The sequence below is a fragment of the Ramlibacter sp. G4-7 genome, from assembly GCF_057784995.1.
Map to the genome: position 1 here is coordinate 20,290 of NZ_JBYNTT010000031.1, position 9,820 is coordinate 30,109.

Consider the following 9,820-nt stretch of genomic DNA (forward strand, 5'->3'; position numbering starts at 1 on the left):
ATGTCGACCAGCACCTCTTTCGGCGGCACGCCGGCGTTCGTTTCCACCGGCACGCTGCCTTCGCGCGACGACGTCCGCGCCCTGGTCGAGATCGCGTTCGCGCGCTTTCGCGACGATCGCGCCGGCGCGGTGGCCGATTACATCCCGGCGCTGGCCGAAGCCGATCCCGCGCTGTACGGCGTCTGCGTTGCCAGCACCCGCGGCGACGCGTTCGCCCTGGGCGACGCCGACGTGCCTTTCTCGATCCAGAGTGTGTCCAAGCCCTTCGTCTTCGCGCTCGTGTGCGAGCAGCTGGGTGCGGCCGAGGCCGCCGAACGCCTGGGCGTGGATGCGACCGGGCTGCCCTTCAACTCGGTGATGGCCGTGGAACTGGACGCCGACCGCGCCACCAACCCCATGGTGAATTCCGGCGCCATCGCGACCACCAGCCTCGTCGCCGGCAGCAACGCGCAGGACCGCTGGGAGACGGTCCGCGCAGGGCTGTCCCGCTTCGCCGGCCGTGCGCTGGTGCTGGACGAGCGCGTGTACCGCTCCGAGGCGGCCACCAACCTGCGCAACGCCGGCATCGCCCACCTGCTGCGCGGCTACGGGCGGCTGTACTGCGACCCGGACGAGGCTGTGGACGTCTACACCCGCCAGTGCTCCCTGCTGGTGACGGCCCGTGACCTGGCGCTGATGGGCGCCACCCTGGCCGGCGGGGGCGTGCATCCGGTGACCGGCGAGGCGGTGGTCTCGCCCGACACCTGCCGGCGCGTGCTGGCGGTCATGGCGACGGCGGGGCTGTACGAGCGCTCGGGCAGCTGGCTGTACGACGTGGGGCTTCCGGGCAAGAGCGGCGTGAGCGGCGGCATCGTCACGGTGTCGCCCGGCAAGGGTGCGGTCGCCACGTATTCGCCGCGACTGGACGCGGCGGGCAACAGCGTGCGCGGGCAGCTGGTGACCCGCTTCCTGTCGGAGCACCTGGGGCTGAACCTGTTCGTGTCGGCGCCGCTGCCGCGCGCGTAGCGGGAAAAGCACGCCCCCTTGCGGCCGCGCTGTGCCGCGCGGCCTCTTTGCTACACTGGGCCCCGATGTTCATCCACCGCACGATGATTGCAGGTTGCAGCGACCGGGGAGCCTGGCCCTGGCGTAAGCCTGTCCAAGTGCGAACCTGAAAGCACGGGGCAGCCCGTGCCCCCGCGCCTCCCCCGGAGGCATCTTTCGGATCCCGCGGCAACGGACTTGCCGCCGAGCTTGTGGAGGCTCACCCCTTGATCACCGAACTGGAATTCAAGAGCCTTGCGCTGCAAGGGCACAACCGCATCCCGCTGATCGCCGAGGCGTTCGCGGACCTGGAAACCCCCCTGTCCCTCTACCTGAAGCTGGCGCACGCCAGGGGCGGCGGCAAGCTCAGCTTCCTGCTGGAGTCGGTGGTCGGCGGCGAGCGCTTCGGGCGCTACAGCTTCATCGGCCTGCCGGCGCGCACCTTCCTGCGCGCCAGCGGTTTCGGCGCGGACGCGCGCACCGAGGTCGTCACCGACGGCCAGGTGGTGGAGACGGCGCGCGGCAATCCGCTGGACTTCGTCGAGGCTTACCAGAAGCGCTTCAAGGTGGCCTTGCGCCCGGGGCTGCCGCGCTTTTGCGGCGGCCTGGCCGGCTACTTCGGCTACGACACGGTGCGCTACATCGAGAAGAAGCTGGAGCAGACCTGCCCGCCCGACACCCTGGGCACGCCGGACATCCTGCTGCTGCAGTGCGAGGAACTGGCGGTCATCGACAACCTCTCGGGCAAGCTGTACCTGATCGTCTACGTCGATCCGGGCAAGGCGGAGGCGTATTCGAACGGCAAGAAGCGCCTGCGCGAGCTGAAGGACCAGCTGAAGTACTCGGTGAGCGCGCCCACGGTGCGCCAGACCGAGACCTTCCCGGCGGAGCGCGAGTTCGCCAAGGCCGATTACCTGCGGGCCGTGGACCGGGCCAAGGAGCTGATCGCCGCGGGCGACTTCATGCAGGTGCAGGTGGGCCAGCGGATCAAGAAACGCTACACGGAGTCGCCGCTGTCGCTGTACCGGGCGCTGCGTTCGCTCAATCCCAGCCCCTATATGTACTTCTACAACTTCACCGGGGCGACGGCGGACGGCGGCGACTTCCACGTCGTGGGCGCCTCGCCGGAGATCCTGGTGCGCCAGGAGCAGACGCCCGACGGCCAGAAGATCACCATCCGACCGCTCGCGGGCACGCGTCCGCGCGGCGCCACGCCGGAAGTGGACAAGGCGGTGGAGCAGGAGCTGCTGGCCGACGCCAAGGAGCGCGCGGAGCACGTGATGCTGATCGACCTGGCGCGCAACGACATCGGCCGCATCGCCCGCATCGGCTCGGTGAAGGTGACCGAAGCCTTTGCGGTGGAGCGCTACAGCCACGTGATGCACATCGTGAGCAACGTGGAAGGCCTGCTGAAGGAGGGGATGACCAGCATGGACGTGCTGAAGGCGACCTTCCCCGCCGGCACGCTCTCGGGCGCACCCAAGGTGCACGCGATGGAGCTGATCGACCAGCTGGAACCCACCAAGCGCGGCATCTACGGCGGCGCCTGCGGCTACCTCAGCTACGCCGGCGACATGGACGTGGCCATCGCCATCCGCACCGGCATCATCAAGGACCAGACCCTCTACGTCCAGGCCGCGGCCGGCGTGGTGGCCGATTCGGTGCCGGAGCTGGAGTGGAAGGAGACCGAAGCCAAGGCGCGGGCGCTGATGCGGGCGAGCGAGCTGGTCGAGGAGGGCCTGGAATGAAAATCCGACATCGGGATGCGGAAGGCGCAAAGGTTTCGCAAAGGTTCGGACGGGAGGCGCAGGCATGAAACTCCTCATGGTCGACAACTACGACAGCTTCACCTTCAACCTGGTGCAGTACTTCGGCGAGCTGGGCGCTGAAGTGGAGGTGTTCCGCAACGACGAGATCGATCTCGCCGGGATCGCGCAGCGCCGTCCGGATCGCCTGGTGATCTCTCCGGGCCCCTGCTCGCCGGCGGAGGCCGGCATTTCGGTGGAAGCCATCCGCCATTTCGCCGGCAAGCTGCCCGTCCTGGGGGTGTGCCTCGGACACCAGTCCATCGGCGCGGCGTTCGGCGGCAGGATCATCCGGGCGCAGCAGCTGATGCACGGCAAGACCAGCGAGATCACGACCACGCGCGAAGGCGTCTTCGCCGGGCTGCCCGGGACTTTCACCGTGAACCGCTACCACTCGCTCGCGATCGAGCGCGAAAGCTGCCCGAAGGAGCTGAAGGTCACCGCCTGGACGCCCGACGGCGAGATCATGGGCGTGCGGCACCAGTCGCTGCCCGTCGAAGGCGTGCAGTTCCACCCGGAGTCCATCCTCACCGAGCATGGGCATGCGATGCTGAAGAACTTCCTGGAGCAGGCCAAGTGAGCACCATCGTCGACCTCCGCAGCGATACCGTCACCCAGCCGACCGCGGCGATGCGGCAGGCGATGCTGGCGGCGCCGCTGGGGGACGACGTGTTCGGCGACGATCCCAGCGTCAACGCGCTGCAGGAAAAGATCGCCGGCATGCTCGGATTCGAGGCGGCGCTGTTCGTGCCGACCGGCACCCAGAGCAACCTGTGCGGCGTGCTCTCGCACTGCCAGCGCGGCGACGAGTACATCGTCGGCCAGATGCAGCATTGCTATCGCTGGGAGGGCGGTGGCGCCGCGGTGTTCGGCAGCGTGCAGCCGCAGCCGCTGGAGCACCAGCCGGACGGCTCGCTGGCGCTCGCCGACATCGAGGCCGCCATCAAGCCGGACGACCCGCACTTCGCGCGCACCCGCTTGCTGGCGCTGGAGAACACCCTCGGCGGCAAGGTCCTGCCGCTCGCCTACCTGCAGCAGGCGACCGACCTGGCCAGGCGCAAGGGCCTGGCCACACACCTCGATGGCGCGCGCCTGTTCAATGCGGCCGTCGCGCAGGCGCAAGGCGGCGACGCCCGCAAGGAGGCCAGGCGCATCGCCGGCCTGTTCGACAGCGTGTCCGTGTGCTTCAGCAAGGGCCTGGGCGCGCCGGTGGGCTCCGCGCTGTGCGGCTCGAAGGAACTGATCGCGCGGGCGCGCCGCATCCGCAAGATGGCCGGTGGCGCGATGCGGCAGTCGGGAATGCTGGCCGCCGCAGCGAGCCACGCGCTGGACCACCATGTGGACCGGCTGGCGCAGGACCATGCGCTGGCCAGGCGGCTGGCCGAAGGCCTGGCGGGGCTCGAGGGCGTGCAGGTGGAGGCGCCGCAGACCAACATGCTGTTCGTGGACCTGGCCGGGCCCGCGCGCGAGAAATCGGCGGGCTTGCTGGGCGCACTGAAGGAGCAAGGCGTGCTGGCGACGGGCTTGTACCGCCTGCGTTTCGCCACGCACCTGGACGTGGACGCGGCCGGCGTCGATCGGGCCGTTGCGGCGATCCGCGGCTACTTCCGGGGCTGAAGATGCCGGACCTGCACCATCTGCTGCTGTTCATGGCCGCCGGCATCCTGCTGAATCTCACGCCGGGGCCGGACGTGCTGTACATCGTCAGCCACGCGCTGCGTTCGGGCGTGAAGGCGGGGCTGGCGGCGACGCTGGGCATCAATGCGGGCTGCTTCGTGCACATCTTCGCGGCAGCCATCGGGGTGAGTGCGTTGCTGGCGGCTTCCGCCACGGCGTTCACGGTGTTGAAGTGGGCGGGCGCGGCGTACCTGGTGTGGGTGGGGGTGCGCTTGTTGTTCGGCCGTTCGGCGCCGCAGCGGTGGCGTGTGCTGCGCTCACCGTCCGCATCCGGCAATGCCGGCGCCGGGCAGGAACCCGGGCGGAGCCTCTGGGCCGTGTTCCGCGGCGGCTTCCTGACCAACGCATTGAACCCGAAGGTCGCGATCTTCTTCCTCGCCTTCGTGCCGCAGTTCATCGCGCCGGACACCGAGCACAAGGCGCTGGCCTTCCTGGTGCTGGGGACCGTGTTCAACGTCGACAGCGTCGCCATCAATGCCGGCTGGGCGCTCGCGGCGGCGTGGATGGCAGGGCACGCCGCGGTGCAGCGCGGCATGCACTGGCTCGATCGCGCCGCCGGCGCCATGTTCGTCCTGTTCGGGCTGCGCCTCGCAGTCACCGACAATCCCTCCCGTTAAGGAGCAAGCCATGATCACTCCCCAGGAAGCGCTGCAGCGCACCATCGAGCACCGCGAGATCTTCCACGACGAGATGCTGCGCATCATGCGGCTGATCATGAGCGGCGAGCTGTCGCCGGTGATGACCGCGGCGATCGTCACCGGGCTGCGCGTGAAGAAGGAGACGATCGGCGAGATCACCGCCGCGGCGCAGGTGATGCGCGAGTTCTCCACCAAGGTGAACGTGGCCGACAAGACCAACCTGGTGGACATCGTCGGCACGGGCGGCGACGGCTCGCACACCTTCAACATCTCCACGTGTTCGATGTTCGTGGCCGCCGCCGCGGGGGCGAAAGTCAGCAAGCATGGCGGCCGCAGTGTCTCCAGCAAGAGCGGCAGCGCGGACGTGCTGGAGGCCCTGGGCCTGAACATCAACCTGTCGCCCGAAGCGATCGCGCGCTGCATCCAGCAGACGGGCATCGGCTTCATGTTCGCGCCCAACCACCATCCGGCGATGAAGAACGTCGCGCCGGTGCGCAAGGAGATGGGCGTGCGCACCATCTTCAACATCCTGGGGCCGCTGACCAATCCGGCCAGTGCACCGAACATCCTGATGGGCGTGTTCCACCCCGACCTGGTGGGCATCCAGGTGCGGGCCCTGCAGCGCCTGGGCGCGGATCACGCACTGGTCGTCTACGGCCGCGACGGCATGGACGAGGTGAGCCTGGGCGCGGCCACCCTAGTGGGCGAGCTGAAGAACGGCGAGATCAGCGAGTACGAGATCCACCCGGAGGACTTCGGCCTGCCGATGGCGAGCAACCGCGCGTTCAAGGTCGGAACGCCGCAGGAGTCGCTGGCCGTGATGCGCCAGGTGCTGGACAACGAGCGCGGCGCCGCGCGCGACATCGTGATCCTCAATGCCGGCGCGGCGCTGTACGCCGCCAACGTGGCGGGCAGCATCCAGGACGGCATCGCGAAGGCGCGCACGGCGCTGGAGAGCGGGGCCGCGAAGGCGAAGCTGGAAGAGATGGTGCGCGTGTCCAAAGCCCTCGGGAGCTGAGATGAGCGACATCCTGGACAAGATCGTCGCGGTCAAGCGCGAAGAGGTAGCCGCGGCGAAGAAGAAAAGGCCGCTGGAGGTGGTGCGCGAGGACGCGTTCGGCCGCGTGCTCACCCGCGACTTCGAAGGCGCGCTGCGCGCCAAGGTCGCGGCCGGCCAGGCCGCCGTGATCGCGGAGGTGAAGAAGGCCAGCCCCAGCAAGGGCGTGCTGCGCGAGGACTTCATCCCGGCCGACATCGCCCAGAGCTATGCCGAGCACGGCGCCGCGTGCCTGTCGGTGCTGACGGACCGGCAGTTCTTCCAGGGCGAACCCGACTACCTGAAGCAGGCGCGGGCTTCCTGCGACCTGCCGGTGCTGCGCAAGGACTTCCTGGTCGATCCCTACCAGGTGTACGAATCGCGCGTGATGGGCGCCGACTGCATCCTGCTGATTGCGGCCGTCCTGGACGACGCGCGCATGGCGGAACTCGAGGCGATCGCGCGCAGCCTCGACATGGCCGTCCTGGTGGAAGTGCACGATGCCGAGGAACTGCAGCGCGCCCTGCGGCTCAAGACCCGGCTGGTGGGCATCAACAACCGCGACCTGCGCACCTTCGACGTGAGCCTGGACACCACGCTGGGCATGATGAAGGACGTGCCGCCCGACCGGCTGCTGGTCACCGAGTCGGGCATCCTGCAGCGCGGGGACGTGCACAAGATGCGCTCCGCCGGCGTGCACGCCTTCCTCGTGGGCGAGGCCTTCATGCGCGCCGGGGATCCGGGCGAAGCCCTCGCGGAGCTGTTCGGGGCCTGAGATGGGGCAGGCCGAACTGCCCTGGGCCGAACTCGAGCCCGGTGCGAAGCCGGCGCGCCTGCTCGCCTGGACGCCGGAGCTGTGGCCGCTGGCCGAGGGCTGGCGGCCCGCGGTCGACGATTTCCTGGGCAGCGCCGAAGGACGCAGGCTCGCGGCCTTCCTGCGCGAACGCCTGGCGGCCGGCGCGGTCATCTATCCGCCGCATCCCTTGCGCGCCCTGGAGCTCACCCCCCTGCAGTCGGTGCACGCGGTGGTGCTGGGCCAGGACCCGTACCACGGCCCCGGCCAGGCGGAAGGCCTGGCCTTTTCGGTCGCCGATGGCGTGAAGCACCCGCCCTCGCTGCGCAACATCTTCAAGGAACTGGGCACCGCGCCCGCGTCCGGTTCGCTGGCTGGATGGGCGCGTTCCGGCGTGCTGCTGCTCAACACGGTGCTGACCGTGGAAGACGCGCAGCCCGCCAGCCACGCGAAGAAGGGCTGGGAGGCGTTGACGGATCGCCTGCTGGCCCTGGTCGCCGCGACCGCCTCGCCTTGCGTGTACCTGCTGTGGGGCGCGCACGCCCAGGCCAAGTCGGACCTGATCCGCGCGCACGCCGCGCAATACGGGCGCGAGGCGCTGCTGCTGGCCGCCAACCACCCCTCGCCCTTGTCCGCCAGCCGCCCGCCCGTGCCTTTCCTGGGCAGCGGCTGCTTTCGCGAGGCACGCGACTGGCTCGCGGCGCGCGGCGTGCAAGGCGTGTTCTAGCCGCGCGACTGGCCCAGCAGCCGCGCCAGCCAGGGGCGGAAGCCGCGGCCCACGGAACGTGGCGCCGTCCGCGCCGGGTAGGGCAGGGCCATGCGCGTGTCGTCGAGGTAGTCGCGCCGGATGTCGACGGTGCTGCGGTGGCCCAGCGCCTCGTAGTGCTGTTCCAGCCACTCCTTGCCGGCTTGCCGGCCCGCATCGAAGAGCTTGTTGATCATCGCCCCGTCGGCCGAAGCGCGGCTGGAAGTCGGGAACGCGTCCAGCGCCGGGCCGCCGTCGACGCGGTGGACGCGCACGGTCTTGCACCTGGAATGCGAGACGGCCCCGTCGGCCAGCAGCTGGTTGACGAAGTCGATGGCGCGCATCTGGGTCAGCAGGCTGGCATTGAAGGTCAGCTCGTTGATGCGGTCGAGAATCTCCGGCGACGTGCGCGGCGTCTGCTCGCGCTGCAAGGGGTTGATCTGCACCAGCACCAGGTCGGCCGCCCCGCATTCCTGGATCAGGGGCGACAGCGCCGGATTCACCGAGTAGCCGCCGTCCCAGTAGGCCTCGCCGTCGATCTCCACGGCCTGGAACAGCATGGGCAGGCAGGCCGACGCCAGCACCGCCCGCGCGTCCAATTTGTGTCCCGTGAACACCACCGCCTTGCCGGTGTTGACGTGCGTGGCGGAGACGAAGACCTTCAGGTCCTTCAGCGCGGCGACCGCGCGGAAGTCGATCTCCTCTTCCAGCATCGTGCGCAGCGGGTTGATGTCCAGCGGGTTGCTGTTGTAGGGCGAGAGCAGCCCGCGCCAGGCGTTGCCGATGAGGTTGCCGGGCGAGAGCTCCGGCGGCAGCCCGCCCCACAGCATGCGCGTGAACTGCTGCTGCAGCGTGCCCAGGCTGCCCAGCGCGCTGACGCGGTACCAGATGCCGGCCAGCTTCTCGCGTGCCGCCTCGCGCGGATCGCGCCCCTTGGCCAGCCCGGTGGCCCAGCCGCTCGCCAGCGCGACCGCGTTGACCGCGCCTGCGCTGGTGCCGCTGAGCCCCTCGACATCGATGCGACCGTCTTCCAGGAGCGCGTCCAGCACGCCCCACGTGAATGCCCCGTGGGAGCCGCCCCCCTGCAGGGCCAGATTGACCAGCTTCATGACGAGACGGTAGCAACATCCGTGCGTGCAGGCGTGACAGAGCGCACCGCCGTGCTGTCAACCAGCTTGCAATGGGTCCGCGAGAGCCGTCGCCAGAGGGGGGAGCACAGGGCGGCGGCCCGAATCGGGTGTGTGAACCGTGCTATAGTCTGCGGTTCCTCGCGGAGGGGTGCCCGAGTGGCTAAAGGGGGCAGACTGTAAATCTGTTGGCTTACGCCTACGTTGGTTCGAATCCAACCTCCTCCACCAGCGATGTGTGTTGAATTGATGAGTCTTGAGTGAGCTGGTAGCCGTTACGGCGCCTGGGTCGGCCTTGAATGACACCCGACGCGGGAGTAGTTCAATGGTAGAACCTTAGCCTTCCAAGCTAATGACACGGGTTCGATTCCCGTCTCCCGCTCCAGAGGCGCATCAGCGGTACCGGCAAAGAATTTCGCCCTTGTGGCTCAGTGGTAGAGCACTCCCTTGGTAAGGGAGAGGTCGCGGGTCCGATTCCCGCCAAGGGCACCAACAGTTGGTTAGTGATCGTTTTTTTTCGGAGTCGAAAAAATGGCAAAAGGTAAGTTCGAGCGGACCAAGCCGCACGTCAACGTGGGCACCATCGGCCACGTGGACCATGGCAAGACGACCCTGACGGCGGCGATCACCACCGTGTTGTCGGCCAAGTTCGGCGGTGAAGCCAAGGCGTACGACCAGATCGACGCGGCCCCCGAAGAGAAGGCCCGCGGCATCACGATCAACACCGCGCACGTGGAGTACGAGACCAAGGCGCGCCACTACGCGCACGTGGACTGCCCCGGCCACGCCGACTACGTCAAGAACATGATCACCGGCGCCGCCCAGATGGACGGCGCCATCCTGGTGGTGTCGGCGGCCGACGGCCCGATGCCCCAGACGCGCGAGCACATCCTGCTGGCGCGCCAGGTGGGCGTGCCCTACATCATCGTGTTCATGAACAAGTGCGACATGGTGGACGACGCGGAACTGCTCGAAC

10 protein-coding genes and 3 tRNA genes are annotated in these 9,820 nt (G+C 68.8%); 12 read left to right on the forward strand and 1 reads right to left on the reverse strand.

Features of this window, described 5'->3' with window-relative positions; translation table 11 throughout:
* The 8 genes from glsA (at position 1) to AC3EGR_RS25010 (ending at position 7,699) form a co-directional block, all read left to right on the forward strand.
* Entirely contained in the window at positions 1-1,005 is a 1,005-nt protein-coding gene (gene glsA / locus AC3EGR_RS24975; RefSeq protein ID WP_488549238.1) for a glutaminase A, read from the forward strand.
* Between the two features lie 245 nt (positions 1,006-1,250).
* The gene (gene trpE / locus AC3EGR_RS24980; protein WP_488549239.1) at positions 1,251-2,771 is read left to right on the forward strand and encodes an anthranilate synthase component I; all 1,521 of its coding nucleotides are present in this window, start codon (positions 1,251-1,253) and stop codon (positions 2,769-2,771) included.
* Between the two features lie 64 nt (positions 2,772-2,835).
* Positions 2,836-3,408 carry an anthranilate synthase component II gene (locus AC3EGR_RS24985; RefSeq protein ID WP_488549240.1) on the forward strand — a complete coding sequence of 191 codons (573 nt, stop codon included), beginning with the start codon at positions 2,836-2,838 and terminating at the stop codon, positions 3,406-3,408.
* Positions 3,405-4,445: a low-specificity L-threonine aldolase gene (gene ltaE / locus AC3EGR_RS24990; protein WP_488549241.1), complete on the forward strand. Its 1,041-nt coding sequence runs from the start codon at positions 3,405-3,407 to the stop codon at positions 4,443-4,445. Before AC3EGR_RS24985 ends, ltaE begins: the two co-directional genes overlap by 4 nt.
* A 2-nt stretch (positions 4,446-4,447) precedes the next feature.
* The gene (locus tag AC3EGR_RS24995; protein WP_488549242.1) at positions 4,448-5,122 is read left to right on the forward strand and encodes a LysE family translocator; all 675 of its coding nucleotides are present in this window, start codon (positions 4,448-4,450) and stop codon (positions 5,120-5,122) included.
* Positions 5,123-5,132: 10 nt separating this feature from the next.
* The gene (trpD, locus tag AC3EGR_RS25000; RefSeq protein WP_488549243.1) at positions 5,133-6,161 is read left to right on the forward strand and encodes an anthranilate phosphoribosyltransferase; all 1,029 of its coding nucleotides are present in this window, start codon (positions 5,133-5,135) and stop codon (positions 6,159-6,161) included.
* 1 nt (position 6,162) lies between these two features.
* A complete protein-coding gene (gene trpC, locus AC3EGR_RS25005; protein ID WP_488549244.1) occupies positions 6,163-6,954 on the forward strand; it encodes an indole-3-glycerol phosphate synthase TrpC in 792 nt (263 codons plus the stop codon).
* Between the two features lies 1 nt (position 6,955).
* Positions 6,956-7,699, forward strand: a complete 744-nt coding sequence (locus AC3EGR_RS25010) for a uracil-DNA glycosylase (RefSeq protein WP_488549245.1) — start codon at positions 6,956-6,958, stop codon at positions 7,697-7,699.
* Here the strand turns inward: AC3EGR_RS25010 and AC3EGR_RS25015 are convergent.
* Positions 7,696-8,826 carry a patatin-like phospholipase family protein gene (locus AC3EGR_RS25015; RefSeq protein WP_488549246.1) on the reverse strand — a complete coding sequence of 377 codons (1,131 nt, stop codon included), beginning with the start codon at positions 8,824-8,826 and terminating at the stop codon, positions 7,696-7,698. The two genes, AC3EGR_RS25010 and AC3EGR_RS25015, sit on opposite strands and share 4 nt — an antisense overlap.
* Positions 8,827-8,989: 163 nt before the next feature.
* On the opposite strand from AC3EGR_RS25015, the gene AC3EGR_RS25020 reads away from it, so the two are divergent.
* The 4 genes from AC3EGR_RS25020 to AC3EGR_RS25035 form a co-directional block, all read left to right on the forward strand.
* A tRNA-Tyr gene (locus tag AC3EGR_RS25020) sits at positions 8,990-9,075 on the forward strand.
* 80 nt (positions 9,076-9,155) lie between these two features.
* A tRNA-Gly gene (locus AC3EGR_RS25025) sits at positions 9,156-9,229 on the forward strand.
* 32 nt (positions 9,230-9,261) lie between these two features.
* Positions 9,262-9,336 (forward strand) — tRNA-Thr (locus AC3EGR_RS25030).
* Between the two features lie 39 nt (positions 9,337-9,375).
* Positions 9,376-9,820: GTP-binding protein (locus tag AC3EGR_RS25035; protein ID WP_488549247.1), on the forward strand; the 445-nt coding region annotated here is incomplete at its 3' end.